This is a genomic window from Streptomyces sp. ITFR-6 (assembly GCF_031844725.1).
Classification (GTDB): Bacteria; Actinomycetota; Actinomycetes; order Streptomycetales; family Streptomycetaceae; genus Streptomyces.
This window is the reverse complement of record NZ_CP134612.1, coordinates 4,537,841-4,555,737: the sequence shown is the minus strand read 5'-3', so window position 1 is coordinate 4,555,737 and position 17,897 is coordinate 4,537,841. Positions and strand designations below refer to the sequence as shown.

The window sequence follows — 17,897 nt, the reverse complement described above, 5'->3', positions numbered from 1 at the left end:
CAACGTGACAGGTGTCGGTTTGAGTGCGCCTGCGTGTACGATGAGGTCATGAAGGAATCGGCTCCTGCGGCTTCCGAATCACTGATCACCGGAGCAGAGATCGCCAGGCTGGCGGGGGTGACCCGGGCCGCCGTCTCCAATTGGCGACGGCGGTACAACGACTTTCCCGCCCCTGCCGATGCCGGGGCGAGCACTCCGCTCTTCTCTCTCTCCGAGGTCCGTTCCTGGCTCGCCCAGCAGCAGAAGGGCACCGACGTCTCGGACGACGTCCGCCTCTGGCAAGCGCTACGTGGCGCCTTCGGCGACGACATCATCACGGGGGTCGCCGGCGTCGCCCGGATGCTGGCCCGTGGCGACGCCGACGGGCTGGACGAGACCCTGGTCGGCCTGGCCACCCGGCTGGCCGACCAGGAATCGCCGGCCCAGGTCGTCGAGCAGCTGGTGGGGCGGTTCCGCGACTCCTCACGACGCGTCGGCTCCGACCAGGTCACTTCGTCGCGCCTGGTCAAGGCGGTCAGTCACTTCGCGGGTCCGGTGTCCGGTGGCTCCGTCGTCCTCGACCCCGCATGCGGCATCGGGACGCTTCTCCTGTCCGTCGGGCCCGCCGAAGGGCCGATACGACGCGGCCAGGACATCGATCCGGCGGCGGCCGGGCTGGCAGGGGCACGGGCCGAGCTGGCCGGGCAGCAGGACACCGTGATCGAGACAGGGGACTCCCTGCGACACGACCACTGGCCGGACCTCCATGCGGACCTGGTCCTGTGCGACCCCCCGACCGCCGGTCCGGACTGGGGCCGGGAGGAACTGCTCCTCGACTCCCGGTGGGAGCTGGGCACGCCCTCGAAGGCGGAGGGGGACCTTGCCTGGCTCCAGCACTGCTACGCGCACACTGCGCCCGGCGGCAGGGTCGTCGCCGTCATGCCGGCCTCCGTGGCCTACCGGAAGGCCGGACGCCGTATCCGGGCGGAGATGGTGCGCCGGGGCATCCTCACGGATGTCGTGGCCCTGCCACCCGGGATGGTGGTTTCCCACGCACAACCCGTCCATCTGTGGATACTGCGCCGCCCGGCCGGCGCGTCCGGTGGCTCGCAGTCCGTGCGCATGGTGGATCTGACCTCCAACTCGCCTGACGGTCCGATGGAACCGGCGGCTGGGCAAGCCGTCGACGTACCCCTCATCGATCTGCTCAACGACGCCGTCGACCTCACCCCGAGTGCCCATGTGGACGCGGCGCGCGAGGATCTGCCGGCCGAGTACCGCGCTCTCCGGCAGCGGATCGAGGAACGGCTGGAGCGGTTGAACGCGCTGCTGCCCGCGCTCTCGGCGGGCGAGGGGCCGGGAACGCTGGACGGCGCGACCGTCAGCATGGCCGACCTCTCCCGCGCCGGGCTCGTCGAACTGGCCGACGGCGAACCCCGTTCGACGAGCGACCAGTTGGACACCGACTATCTGCGGGGGTTCCTGCGCAGCGCGTCCAACAACCGCCGCTCGACCAGCGGCAGCGGCTCCTTCCGCCTCGACGCGAAGGGAGCGCGCGTGCCGCGGATGGCCGTGGAGGAGCAGCGCCGCTACGGTGCCGCCTTCCGCGCACTGCGGGAGTTCGAGGAGTACGTGGCCGAGGTCGCCCGGCTCACGGAGCAGGCGGGCGCGCTCGCCCGTGACGGTCTCACCAGCGGGGCGCTCACGCCTCCCGAGGATTCCGCCTGACGGCGACGTCGCCGGTGTCCGTCCCCGCAGCAATGCCGGACGTGGCTCCGGACGCGGTGCCGGACGTGCCACAGATCATCGCGCGGGCGAGGGCGGCGATCTCGGCGAGCAGCTCTCCCGGGGGGCGGTCCAGGGTCAGCGCGTGCTGGTGGATGCGGATTGGGGAGTGGCGTACCCGGTGCGTCACGGTCGGCTCGTACCCCCGCGCGTAGACCAGGTGGCCCTCCCGGAGACCGAGCGCCGTGCAGTAGGCGAGCATCTGGTAGAGGTCGGCGTCCGGGAATCCTTCCGGCTTCTCCGCCTTGTACTTGGCGTCCGCCACGGCCCGAGGAGTCCCGTCCTCGCCGTACCAGACCAGGTCGGGGCGCATGCTGATCTCCCCGGCGTCGTCCAGGTACACCCCGCGGGCCTGGAGGGCCGTGCGTCCGCCGTACCGCGCCAGTGCCTCACGCAGAGCGACGCAGACGAAGTCCTCGAAGATCTTGTGTGTGTCGATGAGGTACCCGTCGACCGAGGCTCCGCCCGTGCCGTGCTCCACCGACGCCCCGCGCAGGATCGTCTCGGCCAGCCTCAGCGCGGGCAGGTAGCGGTGGTTGAGCCGGCTGGGCTGCCACTGCGGCAGGTCCCGCATTCCTCGCCCCAGCGGTTCGGCGTCCAGCAGGCGGGCCCGGTGGTGGCGGAGTCGGCGGCGTACGTCGCCCGGGACGCGATGCAAGGGGAGCAGCCGCTCCACCGCGCCCCTCAGGAGGCGGTTCTCCGCGATGTCGGTGCCGTAGTCGTCGTAGGCGATCTCGACGGGGAAGGCCCGCCCGTGGTGGCGGTTGACCTGGTCGGCCTCCCGGACGCGCCCACGGACGACGGGTGATGCCTCCTCGGTGTGACGGTAGCCCTGGAGTACTCCTTGGCGCAGCGCGCGTTCGAGGGCCCGCTCGAACCCCTGGGCCAGTGCCGGAACGATCTCCTCGTGTTCGCTCACGTCCACCTCACCGTCCCGGTGGACCCGGGGGTCGGCGGCGTAGCCGATGAGGAAGAACAGCCTGCGCACCGGCACCTTGGGCGCGATGCGCAGGATCACGGGTTCCCGCCCCGCCGCCTTCAGGGCCACCGCTCCGACCTTGCCTCCGGCCCGCAGCCGCCAGGCGCCGGGGCGGTACGGGTCCGGTGCCGCCTCCACGATGCGGGCGGCGGCGAGCGCCCGGCCCACCTCGTCGGGGAGCGGCACGCTGACGGCGGCCCCGTGCTCGTCCAGCTCGACGGTCGTCACGGAGCCGCCGCGCCCGTGCCGCCGTCGCCGCCGTCCGCTCCCGATCCGCCTCCTCCCCCGCCGTCGCCGTCGCCGAGGGAGCGGGACAGGGCGTCGAGTCCGTACCGCTTCGCGATGTCGAGGGACTCCCCGTAGTGGTGCTCCTCCAGGAGCGGCAGGATCTTGGTCCGCCAGGTCCGGTCCAGGCCGCCTTCCCGGTGCACGCTCTCCTTCATCAAGTACGAGGGACCGATGAGGAAGTCCTCGTCGTCGATGCGTGCGTTGAGGGCGTCCAGGAGGTCCGCCGCGCGGCTGCCGAGCCCTTCCCGCTGCAGCCAGCGCCGCAACAGGCCGCGGGTCGGTTCGGTGCGGGGTGACAGTTCGACGAAGGCGAAGCGGCGGCGCATGGCGGCGTCGACCAGGGCGATCGAACGGTCGGCGGTGTTCATCGTGCCGATGACGAACAGGTTGGGCGGGAGGGGGAAGTCGTCGCCGGAGTAGGTGAGCCGCACCGACCTGTTGCGGTACTCCAGGAGGAAGTACAGCTCGCCGAAGACCTTGGCCAGGTTGGCCCGGTTGATCTCGTCGATGATCAGGAAGTGCGGGATGTGGTGGCTGCCCTCGCGGGTGGCCAGGTCGGCCAGGTCGCGCAGCGGGCCGGGGGTGAGCCGGAAGGCGACCTCGCCCGTCTTCGGGTGCTCGCGGGGCCGGAAGCCCTCGAAGAAGTCCTCGTAGGAGTAGGACGGGTGGAACTGGACGAGCTTGACGCGCTCGGCCCCGCCGCTGAGGTATTCGGCCAGCTTGATGGCGGTGTACGTCTTGCCCGTGCCCGGCGGCCCGTACAGGATCAACTGCTTCTCGTCCCGGATCAGTTCGCGGACCTCCTGGAGCCAGTCCACGTCGTGGGTCAAGAGTTCGTCGGCAAGGGCCTGGTCCGGGACGGGCAGTTCCAGCTCGCGGCGGGCGGCGAGAGCGGGTGTCGTGCCGCCGGGGCCGCTCTCCGACTCGACGGCCTCGTCCTCCAGCTCCTCGTCGGAGCGGCCGAGCCCGTCGATGTGCGCCTGCACCGCCGTCAGGTCCACGACATCGTGCTGGGCTGCGAGCCGCTGCTGGATCTCCTCCGGCAGGGTGTCGTAGGGGTGGCCGGTGCTCTGCCACTCCGCGGGCCGCCGGAGGTTCGACAGGCTGTTCTCGGACGCCGTCTGCTCGGCCGACCCGGAGATCTGCCCGACGTAGAACCGCCCGCCGGAGAAGGTGCACACGGTGTCTCCGGGCTTCATCCGGGACAGGAAGGCATGCAGCTCCTCGACCAGTTCGAGTTTCTGGCTGTACGTGGCGGTGGTGCCCCAGTCCTCCTCGACCATGGCGCGCAGCCGTTCCTTGCTGACGCCCTGGCCGACCCCCTGCCGCAGCCGGGGGGCGGCGAGGGAGACGCGTCCCTCGGGCAGCCAGAGTTGCTGGACGAGGTCGGTACCGGAGACGTTGTTGCCGCGTATCAGCCAGGACCGGGCGGGGCCGGACCAGACGCCCTCCATGAAGTCCGAGAGCGGCACGTCGTCCTCGGTCTTCCAGTCGATCCACCCGTTGCGCGGTGACCCCACCAGGACACCGGCCGCGAAGGAGGGTGAGCCGCAGTCGATGTCCTCGGCCGCCTCCAGCCAGCCGGGCCACCGCGTGGACGGGCGCAGTACACCCCGCTGCTTCAGCCGTGCGCGCATCCTGGCCGTGGCGCTGAAGTGCTTCTTGAAGGACGGCATCTCACGGTCTCGTGCGGGTGAGCCGGCCAGGATGCGGAACTTCCGGCTCCCGTTGGTCCCGACGGCATCCAGCAGTACGCCCCGGGCGCGGTCGACATCGCCCGCGCCGGGCAGCCGGAGCAGGAACTCGGACGTCCTGTCCGGGCTGTTCAGAACTTCCCCCGTGCTGCTCATCGTCCTCTTCCCGTTCGGGGTGAAAACCGCATCGCCACCTTTTCCCACAGCCGTTCTTTTCTTACTGGTTCATCGCATGATCTCCACACAGGGGGGCGCGGTGTGCGCCACCTCACAGGGGAGGGGCGTGGTCGTCATGGCCATCATGGATCAGTTCGTTCTGCGCCGGGACGGCCTGGTGCCGAAAGGCGTCGCGGCCACCTGTTCCGGTGAGCGGTACGGAGGTACGGCGGCCGTGTGGAAGGTGAAGCTGGAGGGCCGCCCGGATCTCGCGGTCCACGACACCCGGTGGGAGAACGGCGAACGCGATCTCGTCCTCTACCAGCCCGCCGTGGTGCCGGAGATGCCCGCGCCGCTGGCCAACCGTCTTCTTCCTGCTCAGCCGGGTCGTGCCGACGCTGAGGCGCATCGGGTGGCTGCCGAAGCCGGTCCTGCGGATGCCCGTACGGTCGTGAGGAGCGCCGTCCGCCGACGACCGTGAGGCGTGCGGACGGCACCACGTCACGGATGCTCACGGGCCGACAGCGGGCGGAAGCGCGGCCCGCCGTCCCGGCGGCGGGCCGGGCTTCGGAACGGAACGGACCGCCGCCGGGGGTGTCACGGGGGTGGCGGACGACCCCGCCGCGTCCTCCGGGGCCGAAAGCGGGGACGGCACGGCGTACGGGACCGTCGGGCCCCTGTCCAGCATGTCCAGCAGGGCCTCCACCTCCAGCAGGCGGCTCTGGATCTCCGTCGGCGCCGGGGGCAGTTCGTGCACCCGGTAGTGGCAGGCCGTGCTGAGCGCGGACCAGGTGAGGTAGCAACGCCTGGCGGTCTCCCGGCCGGTGTACGGACCCAGGCACAGGATGCCGTGCTTCCGCACGTGCGTCATGTCCGGGGTCACGCCCTGCCAGAAGTCGTCCAGGCCGTGTTCGAGGGCCTGGCGCAGCAGCAGGGCCGCGGCACGGGCCCGCACTGCGGGGCCGAGCGAGGTCATCGTGCCGGCGGCGGGGCGCAGGAGGGACCGGGCGGCGTTCACGTCCGCCCGCGCGGTGTCGTCCGTCATCGGGCACCGCCCTGCGGGCCGACGGTGCCCCGGCCGAAGCTCAGGACGGCCTCGGCCAGCTCTTCCGTACGCTCCACCAGCCTCCCACGTTCCGTGACGGTCGCCAGGTCCCCGTGCGCACCGCTGTTCAGCTCGCGGATCAGCGCCCCGCCTCCGGGCTGCAGGCGCTCTACGGCCGCACGGGCGTCGCCCTTGGGGTCCCCCAGCAGCGCGAAGGCCACGTACTCCCTGGTCCGCGCCTGTGCGGGTACCCGCTTCTCGAACTCCGCGAGGCTGAGGCGGTTCCCCCGCTCGTCCCGCACGGAGCGGCGGGCGGTCTCCACGCAGGCGGCCTCCAGCGCGGCGCGGCACATCGCCGGGATGACCCGGTCGGCCACGCTGCGGGGCACGGACGGGTCCTTGGAGACATCCTTGGCCTCGCCGAGCGCCTGCTGGAAGGGGTCCCTCGTCCGCTGGACGGTCACCCGCGACTTCTCCTCGCGGGAGATGCGGTGGACCGTCGCCTCGATCCCGAGGTGGGTGATGGCCTGTTCGAGGCGGGTGTCGTGGGTGAAGACGACGACCTGGCGGTGCCGGGCGCACTCGCTGAGGACGGTGGCCAGTCCCTCCACCTTCTGGGTGTCCATCGACTGCACCGGGTCGTCGATGACGAGGAAGCCGAACGGGCTGGCCTCGTGCGTGGCCCGGGGGATGAACAACGACAGGGCGAGCGAGTGCAGTTCGCCCTGGCTCATCACGCTGTACGCCGCAGCCTCGTGGTCGTCGACCGAGACGTCGAGCTCCACTCCGCCCGTCTTCGCCGTCCCCTTGAGCTTGACGCGGCCGAGGGAGACACTGCTGCTCTCGCAGAGCTTCGTCCACACCTCCTGGGCGTGCGCGTCGAAGCGCCGCATCCGGTCGTCCCGCAGCTCGTCCGTCAGCTTCCTGAACCACTTGCGGGCCGCTTCGGCCGTCTTGCGCAGCCCGGTCGCGTCCGCCGCCTTCTCGGCCGCCTCGACCCACTCCGCGAGCCGCACGGCCACGGGCCGCCAGGCGGTGTCGCGGTCGGTCAGCCGACGCGCGGCCTCCTCCCCGGACTGACGGCAGCCGGCCGCCAGCCTCGGCGCGAGGCGTCCGACGCACTCGGCCAGTTCGGCGGGGTCCGTGAGGCTCCGACAGAGCGACCACTCGCGCCACAGCTCCGCCAGTTCGGAATCCTCCGTCCGCAGCAGGTCGGGAACGGGCTGCACCACATCGTGCACGGCGCGCTTGGCGCCGCTGAGAGTACGGCGTACGGCATCGGCCTCAGCCGCCTCCGCCTGGAGCCGTTCGATCTCGGCCCGGGTAGCCTCGGCCCACGCCTGGTCGAGACGGTCCTCGGTGCCACAGACCGGGCAGTGCGGACTCCCCGACCGGCGACGCTGCTCGAAGGCCGCCTCCAGCAGGGCGGCCAGACGGCGCGCGTCCTCCGCGTCGGAGTGCCGTACGTCCTCGAAGGCCGCGATGGCCTCCCTGAGCCGGACCAGCGCCCCCGCCACTTCCGTCTCGTCGGGTCCGGTCAGGGAGGCGCGCGCCCGGAGGCGGGCCGCTTCGCCCTGGTCGGCGACCGCGTCCTGGTCGAGCAAGGCCCGTACGGCGTCGACATCGGGGACGCGCCCGCCGAGAGCCGCCATCGCGTCGACGGCACGCGGGTCGTCCAGACCGGTCAACGCCTCGACCGCCGCAGCCCTCAGCGGGCGGGGCCTCGCCTCGATGTCCTCGTACTCCTTGACCCGGGCCGCGAGACGGATGTCCATCTCGCCGAGCCGGCCGAGCCCGATGAACGTGGAGATCTTGCGGTACAGATCGCTCATCGTGCCGTCCACCATCGAGCCCAGCTCGCTGTAGGGCAGGAACGGCCGGTAGACGTCGAGCATGTCGGCGTTCACGCACTCGTCCAGCTTCAGCTCGGTGCCGTCCTCCCGGACCACCGTCGTGCGCGCCTCCTCGACCTCCTTTCCGTACCAGGTCCGGCGAACCGTGACCGGCTCGGCGGCGGCGTCCAGGGTGAGGCTCACGGAGACCTGGGGAGCTGTGGCCTCGTGCAGGTTGCGCCACCCCTTCCGCCACGTCACCGCGCGCCGCTTCCCGCCGTTGCTGCCGTCCCAGCGCGCGTTGAATCCGGTGAGCGCGATCTCGGCGGCCTCCGCGAGGCTCGACTTCCCGGTGCCGTTGCCGCCCGTGACCACGGTGAGGCCGGGGCCGTACGGGAGGTCGAGCCTCGTCTCGGGGCCGACGCCCCGCCAGCCGGCCGCCGCGATCGACCGGAGGTAGACGGGACCGGCCCGGCCCGCCTCCTCCGGAGCCGGGGCCGGGAGCGTGTCGCGCAGCAGGGCGGCGGCCTCGGGGGACAGCCCGGACAGCTCCGCGCTGTCGATGCGCTCGGCGATCAGCTGGCGCAGGGGGGTCTTGTCGTGGTGCATGACGTGTTCCTCACGGGAGTGGTCGGCGGTCGCAGCAGGATCGCCGGACCGTTCACTCCAGAATCATCACGTACACACGTTGGCGCTGTCAACGGACATTTACCGGCTGCACTATCGCTCACGATTACGTCCATGGAACATCCGCCCGACTCCACCACCCCGCAGCCCACTCCGGGCGCCCACGGCGCGAGCGCCCGGTAGCCGCACACCGTCAGGCAGCCTCCCCCTGGGCACCTCCCGGGTCCGACGCGCCGGTCAGGCCGGCACCGATCGACGCCCAGGTGCAGACACCTGTCGCGGGCGGATGTGCGGCGGCGAACCCGCACTCGCCGCCCCGCCCCTCCGCCAACTCCCGTACCGCCGTGAGCGACACCCGGCGGCGCTCGGCGCACTGCCGCGCCAGGCGCGAGTTGAGGTGCGGGGCGTGGGTGTCGTGCGCGACCACCTGGAGGACGCCGTCGGAGCGACGCAGCACGAGGTGGATCATTTCCCCGGCTCCGGTGAACCGGCATGCGTGGACGGCCAGTTCATGTACCAGCTCAAGAGCCGGCTCGACCAGCTCGTCCTCGACCTCATGCACGTCGAGCACCGCGTCCGCCGTCTCGTGCGCGATCAGCGGAGTCGCGGCGGCCGAAGGCAGCGTCAACCCGTAGACGAAGGGGGACGCAGCGGGGTCCCGGAGGTCCGGCGGGGGCGGCGGGCACTGCGTGATCCGGGACGCGACCTGGAGGGCGTACGGGGAGCCGAAGGCGTAGGCGGGCAGGGCGGAGCCCCCTGTCTCCAGGGGGAGTTCACCGTTCGGGCGGGGCGCGGACGTGCGGGGCGCGGGCCGGACGGGGAGGGAATCGGCAGAGAGGGTGGCGGGGGGCTTCGCGGGCACCGTGGGCAGACTTTCGGACATGGCGACTCCATTCGGCTGTGAACGCCGGGACGCGAACGCGTCGTTGACGAGGTGATGCGACTACGGAGATACGGCCCCGATGCGGTACGGGGCGGGTCGAGTCAGGTCGGAACGGTTCGACGACGCAGCGAGGCAGTGGCCCGTCTCCCTGGCGCGAGCGCACCCCTCCCAGGGCAGGAGGACGCGGGCAGGCTCGCGCGATGCTCTTCTCGTTCGCCTTGCGTGAGCGTCGCGTGACTTAAGGTAGGGCAGTACGGTGGCAATTGCCACCCACTCAAGGACTTTGCCACCTGCCGCAACCGCCCGGTGCACCACACACGGTTCGGGCCGGGGAGAATCACGGCATGCCACCACGGAGTGTCCCCAGCGAGCGCCAGAAACGTCTCGGGGCTGAGCTGCGAAGAATGCGGAACGACGCGGGCGAGAGCACCGACTACGCCGCTCGGCTACTCGGGCTGGACAGAGCGAAAATCTCGAACATGGAAGCAGGTGTTCGGGCGGTCACCCCTGAGCGGGTACGTACCCTTGCCACCAACTACGGTTGCAACGACGAGCAGTACGTCGAAGCGCTGGTCGCCATGGCCAAGCCCCGCCCCAAAGACTGGTGGGAGACCTACCGAGGTCAGTTGCCAGCTGGGCTACTCGACATCACCGAGATGGAGTGGCACGCATCAGCAGTGCGAGCCGGAGCCTTCCTGCACGCACCAGGGCTCCTCCAGACCGACGGATACGTCAGAGCCGTTGGCAGCGCAGCCCTGCCGCCCCTGTCAGAGCATGAGATCGAACTGCGGGTCGCCATGCGCATGCAGCGGCAGCAGGTCCTGCACCGCCCCACCCCGATCTCGTACACCGCCTACATCCACGAGGCGGCCCTGCGAATCGAGTTCGGCGGAATGAAGGTCATGCGCGCCCAGTTGCATCATTTGTGCGAGATGAGCGAGCTCCGCAACGTGGAGGTGAGAGTCGTGCCGTTCTCCTCCGGTGCGTTTCCCGGCGCTGGTCAAGCCCTCATGTATGCGACGGGTGTGGTCCCCCAGCTGGACACGGTCCAACTCGATTCGGCGCACGGCCCCGGGTTCACTCACGCCCCCGCTCAGCTCGACAAGTACCGTGCGCAGCTGGACTGGATGCAGACGGTGTCCTTCGACCCCGGCAAGTCACGGGACTTCATACTCACCCTTGCGAACGCTTGATGGGAGATTTCAACGTGCCGGACATCGCCTGGGAGGCCCCCTACTGCGCAGAAAGCTCGAACTGCTTCCGCATAGGGACCGACGCAGACGGCAACGCGTACATCGCCGTGGCCGGCCAGGAGGACGCCTACCTCACGGACACCCGCGAGGCACTGCGCGCGCTCATCCAGGACATCAAGGCGGGCAAGGCCGATCACCTGCTGTAACAGCCCGGGGCGGGGACAGAAGGCGCGCCCCCTGCCCCAGCCCGAAACTGCTTTCCGCTTCAGCCAGCCGCCAGCTCGGCCGGATGACGCGGCCCCTGGCCCGGCGGCGGGGTGAGCGTGGAGGTGTAGCTCTCCCCGTCCACGAGAGGCACGGTGAGACTCAGACCGGCGACGGCCATACGGTCGTACTCGGCGAGGACGAGATCCTTCGTGCGGTATTGGCCGTACTTGGCAATCTCGTTGTTCTTGAGGCCGCCGGTCTCCGACTGGAAGGTCTCCAGGATGTAGTCCGTGTCGTCGCGGCTGATGCCGTAGAGGTGGAAGAAGTAGGCGTCGAGTTCGGCGCGGATCTGGGCGCGGCGGGGCTCATCCCAGCGGAAGGGGGCTCCGTCGTCTCCCAGGTCCTGAGCGAGGGGAATCATGTCCTCGGCTGTGAAGACAAGCTCCCTGCAACGTGCGGCAACGAACGCCGCATGGCGCTCCATATCGCCTGGTGGCGGCACGGGAAGCTGCTTCCACGTCATCAGCGCCATGTGGATGCCGCCGATCTTCTGGCGACTCACGAAGTCGAAGACCAGAGAACTCTGCACCGCCGCAAGAACCGCCACGAGCTCGGCAGACACGCGAGGCATCATCAAAGGATAGGTGTGGCCCACCGAGCTGATCGGCAACAACGCAGCGATGGCCGTGCGTTCATCGGTAGTGCGGCACACATCCCGCCACCCGTAGAGCCACTTGTTCTCCCAGCCGAGTTCCTCCAAACGCAAGGCGACACCGGGCACATCGACAGGCTTGCCTTTGCGCTCAGTCGAGATAGATCCCCCTTCTGCGATCCAATACCGAGGCATCGCGGCCACACCGGCGTCCTGTTTCTCGCGCAGACTGAGCCGCCGACGGTCCTCGTTGCCCGTGTCGTAGTAGGTGTTCCACCGGTGGTCGAAATGGTGGGCCATCTTCCCCTCGTACAGGGGGAGCATCCGCTTGCCGTCGCGCGAGAACACGTTGCCGTGCAGCTCCCAGCCGTCCCGCTCAAGGTCTTCACGAGTGCGGAACAGGTCGGAGTCATCGGTCATGTGGAAGAACGTCGCCTTGAACGAGATTTTCCAGGGGTTTCCTTCCCTTTCCGCCTCGTTGAACAAGACCGGGACCTTCCGGTAGATCCCCGCCGTGAGGTCGGCGTCCCGTCGCGTACGGAAAATCGGCAGCGTACCCGTATTCGGGTTGATCAGCGCGATCTCCTCCGGGCTCAACGCAAACACTCGCTCCGCGTTTCCCAGGTCCGCCGTGTCCTCAAGGAAAAATGCGAAGCGCGCCGCAGGCTCCCGCAGCTCGCGACCGGCCAGCGCCAGCAGGCAGAACTTGTAGCTGGAGTGCACCCCCGCAAACAGCGGCTTCCGGTTCTCGAAGTCGTACAGCGCCGCCACCGCGCCCCGCCGGGTGAAGTCGCTGAACAGATACTGTGCACCCGCCCCTGTCGCGATGGCCGTGGGAATGATGCAGCCGAAGCGGCTCCTGGGTGCGGCGATGATCGCAAACCGCTCGGCGAAAAGCTGGTCGAACTGGAGCATCGTCACACCGGGCAGAGTCAACCCCTTCCCACACAACGGAAACGCCCCCGACGCCCCCGCGAACAGGAACGTCGACTTCACCATCCGCCGCGCGAGCCGGTACCGCCGTCCCGCCTCCGGGTTCCCGGCCCGCTCGTTCTCGGCCTCCCACTCCGCGATCCTCGTACGCCGGGCCGTGCCCGCGATGGCCGCGATCGACGGCTCGACCACGCTGAAGTACTTCTTGTCCTCGAAGTCGACCTTGTCCCACGGCGGATTCCCCACCACACACGAGAACCCACCCGACCACCCCGTAGCCGGGTCCACCCCCTCCGCGGGCTCCCCCTCCCCCGAGGCACCCGGCTTCCCCGGCTTCCCCGCCCTCTCCGGGACCGTGAACACCTCCGGGAACTCCAGGTGCCAGTGGAAGAAGCGGTACCGGTCCCGCAGCTCCCGAATCTCCCTGTGCGTGGCCTGCGAGGCCGCGCTGCCCTCCGGGTCGCGCAGGGACTGGAAGACCTCGTGGGTGACCGGTGGAGGGGCGTCCTTCGTCTTCCGCCACATGAACGCGGCGCACCATGCGTCGGCCAGGTGGCGGGCGTGGACGTACTCCTCCTGGCCGCGCCAGTCCTCGTACGCCGCCTGCTGGGCGCGCACCTCGCGCAGTTCGTCGGAGGGGGCCGCGATGATGCTCCGCAGGCCCGAGGCGAACGCGGTGTTGGAGACCTTCGGGTCGAGCTCCACGTCGAACAGCCCGCGCTGGCCCTTGCGTTCGTGGTCGTTCCGCTTCTCCAGGAATCGGGCGAACTTGTCGTCGTCCCCCTCCACCGCCTTGAACGCCTTGTTCGGGATGCCGTCCAGCATCAGGCTCGGCGTCGTGCCGACCAGGCCGTTGCCGTGCTTGATGTGCGCGTCCAGGAAGCCCAAAGCCTTTCCCGGCTCCAGGGCCTCCAACCACAGGGAGACCTTGGCCAGTTCGACCGCCATCGGGTTGAGGTCCACCCCGTAGAGGCAGCGGGCGACGACCTTGTGCAGCGCACTGCGTACGGCCACGGGGGGCGGCTCGGGATTGTTCTCGTCCACCGCCGCCACCCGTTTGGCGATACGACGGGCCGCCGCGACCAGGAAGTGACCCGAACCGCAGGCCGGGTCGCAGACCGTCAGCGACAGCAGTTCACCGATGATCGCCTCCCTCGGGTCCTGCTCGCCCGCCTCCGCCGCCGCGCGCTCGCCGCGCTTCTGGGCGTCGTCTATCACCGGGTCGAGGGTGGAGTCGAGCAGGGTCTCGATGAGGGAAGCCGGCGTGTAGTAGGAGCCGGTCTTCTTGCGGTCGTTGCCGAGGCGGTTGACCAGTTCGAAGGAGCGGTCGGTGGCGCTGTGCTTGGGCACCAGTTCGAGCAGGGACTCGTAGATGGAGCCCAGTTCCTCCGAGCCCATGTTGCGGTAGTCGACCGGCCGCCAGCGGGCCGTCTTCTCGTCCCGGACGCGTGCGAGGTGGCGTACCGCTTCGAACAGGGAGGCGTTGGTCAGGACGCAGTCGCGCAGCGGGGCGTCGGCCTCGGTGTCGTCGTAGAGGCCGCCGAGGCCCGGGAGGCCCAGTTCGGGGCGGCCGTCCTCGCGGCCGAGCGCGTCCAGGACGATGCGGAGGACCGCGTACTGGTCGGCGTGGGCCGTCCCCTGCCTGCGCAGGGCGAGGCGGCGCAGGCGGGCGGAGCCGAAGTACGTGGCGTAACGCTTGCGGGTCTCGGCACTCGCGTCCGGGCTGTGCAGGGCGTCGCGGTCCTCGGCGACGAAGAGGAAGATCATCCGGTAGGCGAGGCGGAGCAGGGACTTGTGGAAGAGGTCGGCGTCCAGGTCCTCGCGCAGGGCGGTGTTGTCCGGGTGGCGCAGGAACCCGGTGCCGAGTGCGGTGATGGCCCGCTGGACGCCGTCGCGGTGGTGGTCCAGTGCCCGGGTGCCCGAGGCGATGGCCTCCGTACGCCACTTCTCCAGCCAGCACGCGGAGGGGACGCCCGTCTCCCCGGTCTCGAAGCGGGAGACGTGCAGCAGCCGGTAGAGCAGGACGAACTCACTGAACAGTTCGCCGTCGAAGATCGCTTCGAGGTCGAACTCGACGTACGAGGCGGTGGCCAGGGCGTTGGAGTCCCGCAGCAGGCGGAGCTGGCGGCCGTTGGTGAGTACGCCCCAGAGGTGGGAGTCCCGGCGGTTCAGGCACTCCTGGACCAGGGAGTGCGGGGGTACGGTGCCGATGCCGCCGGGGCGCTTGTCCAGCACGGAGTTCCAGGCGGCCAGGTGTACGGGCACGTGGTGCCAGCGGTGGCTGACGGGGAAGACGCGCTCCGGGTCGCTGTCGGCCCGGTACTCCCCGGGGGCCACCGTCGTCAGGCGGCCGAACCCCAGCTCGTTGAAGAGCGGTTCGAGCCACTGGCCGATCGCGAGCCCGGTCGGGTCCGCCGGCAGATCGGCCTCGGGGCTGACGGGGAGCTTGTCGCGGAGCTCGCGCCAGATCGACTTGAGGTAGTCCCAGTGGCGTTCGGCCTCGTCGCGGACCGACCGGCGGGGGCCGATGACGTGGTAGTCGGCGGGGCCGGACCCGGGGACGTCCTTGCCCTCCTTGCTCTCCGAGATACGGACGAGCATGTCGGCGGGGAGCAGGCCGCCGACGGTGTGGACGGCGGAGAAGACCTGGTTGCGGGTGGTGGCGGACATCAGGCGGCCTCTCCGTCTGCGGTGATCGGGGGCAGGTAGACGTAGACGCCGAGGATGTCGGCGGGCTGCTGGGCGGTCACCTTGAGGCCCTGCACGATCTCGTCGGAGGCGCGCCGGACCCGGCGGTGGGACTCGTGCAGTTCCTCGGCCAGGCGATCACCGTAGGCGCCCATGTGGTCCTGGACGGCGTCCAGTTGCCCCAGAGTGCGGCTCATGGTGCGTTCCTGGAAGTAGTCGTCGGTGCTCTCGGCGGCCCGCGCGGTCAGCAGGGCGTGCGCCTGGTCCTCGGGGAGCCAGCGGGGGTTCTTCGCCGAGCCTTCGTAGGCGAGGAGGCGGGCGTCCTCGGCGACGATCCTGCGGGTGCCCTGGCGGGAGGGCAGGGTGAGGTGGAAGCGGTAGCGGAGCAGAAGGAGTGTGGTGGGGGTGGTCACGGCGGCCGTGGAGACCACACCGCAGCGCCGGGCGGGCCGGCGGCCCGGGACCTTCGCGTCGAGGGCCGTGTTGAGGACGTGGGCGGCGATGGCGCCGACCACGGGGTCCGTGCGGACGAGGGCGGCCTCGCCCCGGGCCACGGCCGCCGTGGTCCGGAACGGGACGGGCCGCCCGGACTCGACGGCGTCGGCACCGGCCACCGGGGCGAGGGCGTCGCGCAGCCCGGCGGGCACACCGCTGACCTCGGCGGTGAAGTCGCCCGTGCCGTCGTCCGCTTCGACGACATGTGCTTCGAACGCCTCCAGCGCGTGGCGGACGAAGCCGGTCACCTCGTCCGCCCGGCCCAGGGCGTCGCGGACGGCGGCCACCTCGCGGGCGACCTCCTCGGGGTGGATGGCGCGCTGGGCGAACCGGGAGCGTGAGGCGGTCTCGCGTTCGGCGGCGGAGACCCACCGGCTCTCCAGCTCGGCGGCCCGCTCGTCCACGGTCTTCAGGTCCTCGACGCCGAACAGCCCTTCCTGTTCGGGCTGCCGGCCGCGCAGGAGGAGCCATTCGACGATGGCGTCGGTGACTCCGGAGGACGCCTCGTCGGGGACGGAGACGGAGATGCCGAGGTCCTTGCGGATCTGGCGGTGCTTGGCGATGAGGACTTCCAGGACCTTGCCGTCGATGCCGTTGTCGATGCCGTACAGGGTGATGACGCGGACCTTGTCGCGCTTCTGCCCGTAGCGGTCCACCCGGCCTTCGCGCTGGTCGTGGCGGGTGGGGTTCCACGCCAGGTCGTAGTGGACGACGGCGTCGAAGTGGTGCTGGAGGTTGACGCCCTCGGAGAGGCAGTCGGTAGCGACGAGGACCCGTCGGGCCGCCGGGTCGTCCCCGGCGAGCGCGGCCAGTTCCTCGATCCGGCCCAGGCGCTGCTGCGGGGAGAGGCTGCCGGTGACGGCCTTGACCACCGTCTTGGAGCCGAGCTTCTTCGCCAGGTGCTCCGCCACGTATTCGGCGGTGGGGATGTACCGGCAGAAGACGATCGGGTGGTAGCCGTCCTTGAGGAGGGCCTTGAGGTGCCGGACGAGGGCGGCGAGCTTGAGGTCCTCCTCCAAACCCTCCAGGGCGGCGGCCCGCTCGGCGAGGTCCGCGAGCCGGGCCCCCGCGCCCTCGGTCTCCGCACCGGGGGCGGCGTCGAGCCCTTCGAGGGCGTCGCTGTCGGCAAAGTCGCGGGTCAGGGGGGCGGCGAGCCGGTCGGCCTCCTCCGCGCTGGCGGCGACGGCCGCGGCCGACCGGGTCGAGAGGGTCTGGGCGGCGGCCCGGGGCGAGGAGACCAGCGAGCGCAGCAGGGCGATCGCCGACCACCAGGCGATACGGGCCTCGCGCCGGCCCTGTTCACCGGCGGCCCGGACGCGTTCGCTCGCGTAGGCGATGGCGTCGTCGAGCAGCGCGCGGTAGGCGGGCGACAGCTTGTACTTCTCGTCCTTGGACTCGCGGTCGGAGGGGAAGACGGTCTTCTCGGTGAGGCTGTCGTCGGCCAGCCCGCTCTCCTTGGTCAGGTACTGGCGTACGTCGGCGCGCTTGCGCTGCACGAAGTGCTGGGCGAGCAGCCGCCGGCCGCGGTCCGTCTCCAGGTCCACGTCGGCCAGCTCCGGCCGGACCAGGCCGAGCAGGTTGCGGAAGCCCGACTCCTTGCCGCTGTGCGGGGTCGCGGTGACCAGCAGCAGGTGGCGCTGGGTGTCCTCGGCGATACGGCGCAGGAGTTCGTAGCGGAGCTGGTTCTGCGTGGAGACGGTGTCGTCGGCGGCCACGCACGTATGGGCCTCGTCGACGATGACGAGGTCGGGGCAGTGGCGCACGAAGTCGTCACGGTGGCGGGTGGACTTGATGAAGTCGGTGGAGATGATGACGTGCGGGTAGCGGTCGAAGAGGGACTGGCCGAAGTCCAGTCCGCGTTCCAGGCGGGAGACGGTGGAGGCGAGGACGAGTTCGGCGTCGATGCCGAACTTGGTGCGCAGCTCCTCCTGCCACTGCTCGGCCAGCGCGGGCGAGCAGAGGACGGCCAGGCCCCTGGCCTCGCCCTGGGTGAGGAGTTCCTTCGCGATCAGGCCCGCCTCAACGGTCTTGCCGATGCCGACGTCGTCGGAGATCAGCATCCGTACGGTCTGCTGCCGCAGCGCCATCAGCAGGGGTACGAGCTGGTAGGCGCGGGGTTCGACCGCGATGCCCGCGAGGGAGCGGAAGGGGCCGGCACCGGAGCGGAAGCCGATGCGCAGGGCGGAGCGCAGCAGCCCGGCCGCCCGCTGGTCGCCGAGGTCGGCCGGTGACGGGGGCGCGAACTGCGCGTCGCGCACTTCCTCGAACGAGGGGAAGACGGCGGAGATGCCGTCGTCGGACCCGCCCAGAGGACGCAGCACGAGCAGGTCGGGCTCGCTCTCCGGGAGAACGACCCACTCCCGGCCACGGGCGGTGACCAGCGAGCCGGGGGTGTAGGTGCGCGTCATCGGGTCTTCCTCCGGGCGGTCCCGGCCGGGGCGGGGGCCGGGAGGGTGGGATC

General features: G+C 70.6%; 11 protein-coding genes. 4 read left to right on the top strand and 7 right to left on the bottom strand.

Annotated features, from left to right (window positions below; all coding sequences use genetic code 11):
• The first annotated feature begins 48 nt into the window (after positions 1-48).
• Positions 49-1,707: an N-6 DNA methylase gene (locus RLT59_RS20640; RefSeq protein WP_311304754.1), complete on the top strand. Its 1,659-nt coding sequence runs from the start codon at positions 49-51 to the stop codon at positions 1,705-1,707.
• Here RLT59_RS20640 and RLT59_RS20635 read toward each other — a convergent pair.
• Both RLT59_RS20635 and RLT59_RS20630 read right to left on the bottom strand, forming a co-directional pair.
• Entirely contained in the window at positions 1,682-2,971 is a 1,290-nt protein-coding gene (locus tag RLT59_RS20635; RefSeq protein WP_311304753.1) for an McrC family protein, read from the bottom strand. The genes RLT59_RS20640 and RLT59_RS20635 overlap by 26 nt on opposite strands.
• Complete coding sequence (locus RLT59_RS20630; RefSeq protein WP_311304752.1) at positions 2,968-4,881, bottom strand: DUF4357 domain-containing protein; 1,914 nt, start codon at positions 4,879-4,881, stop codon at positions 2,968-2,970. The genes RLT59_RS20635 and RLT59_RS20630 overlap by 4 nt, the downstream gene beginning before the upstream one ends.
• Here RLT59_RS20630 and RLT59_RS20625 point away from each other — a divergent pair.
• Complete coding sequence (locus RLT59_RS20625; protein ID WP_311304751.1) at positions 4,871-5,362, top strand: hypothetical protein; 492 nt, start codon at positions 4,871-4,873, stop codon at positions 5,360-5,362. The genes RLT59_RS20630 and RLT59_RS20625 overlap by 11 nt on opposite strands.
• A gap of 30 nt (positions 5,363-5,392) precedes the next feature.
• Here RLT59_RS20625 and RLT59_RS20620 read toward each other — a convergent pair whose 3' ends face one another.
• The 3 genes from RLT59_RS20620 to RLT59_RS20610 form a co-directional block, all read right to left on the bottom strand.
• Complete coding sequence (locus tag RLT59_RS20620; protein ID WP_311304750.1) at positions 5,393-5,926, bottom strand: hypothetical protein; 534 nt, start codon at positions 5,924-5,926, stop codon at positions 5,393-5,395.
• A complete protein-coding gene (locus tag RLT59_RS20615) occupies positions 5,923-8,367 on the bottom strand; it encodes an AAA family ATPase (protein WP_311304749.1) in 2,445 nt (814 codons plus the stop codon). The genes RLT59_RS20620 and RLT59_RS20615 overlap by 4 nt, the downstream gene beginning before the upstream one ends.
• A 211-nt stretch (positions 8,368-8,578) precedes the next feature.
• Positions 8,579-9,268: an ATP-binding protein gene (locus RLT59_RS20610; RefSeq protein ID WP_311304748.1), complete on the bottom strand. Its 690-nt coding sequence runs from the start codon at positions 9,266-9,268 to the stop codon at positions 8,579-8,581.
• Positions 9,269-9,612: 344 nt separating this feature from the next.
• On the opposite strand from RLT59_RS20610, the gene RLT59_RS20605 reads away from it, so the two are divergent.
• On the top strand, positions 9,613-10,461 hold the full coding sequence (locus RLT59_RS20605; RefSeq protein ID WP_053560574.1) for a helix-turn-helix domain-containing protein: 849 nt from the start codon (positions 9,613-9,615) through the stop codon (positions 10,459-10,461).
• Positions 10,462-10,475: 14 nt separating this feature from the next.
• Entirely contained in the window at positions 10,476-10,667 is a 192-nt protein-coding gene (locus RLT59_RS20600) for a hypothetical protein (RefSeq protein ID WP_311307801.1), read from the top strand.
• A 59-nt stretch (positions 10,668-10,726) separates the two neighbouring features.
• On the opposite strand, the gene RLT59_RS20595 is transcribed toward RLT59_RS20600, so the two are convergent.
• Positions 10,727-14,923, bottom strand: a complete 4,197-nt coding sequence (locus tag RLT59_RS20595) for an Eco57I restriction-modification methylase domain-containing protein (RefSeq protein ID WP_311304747.1) — start codon at positions 14,921-14,923, stop codon at positions 10,727-10,729.
• Positions 14,923-17,844, bottom strand: coding sequence for a DUF8741 domain-containing protein (locus tag RLT59_RS20590; RefSeq protein WP_311304746.1), 2,922 nt, complete (start codon positions 17,842-17,844; stop codon positions 14,923-14,925). The genes RLT59_RS20595 and RLT59_RS20590 overlap by 1 nt, the downstream gene beginning before the upstream one ends.
• Positions 17,845-17,897: the final 53 nt, after the last annotated feature.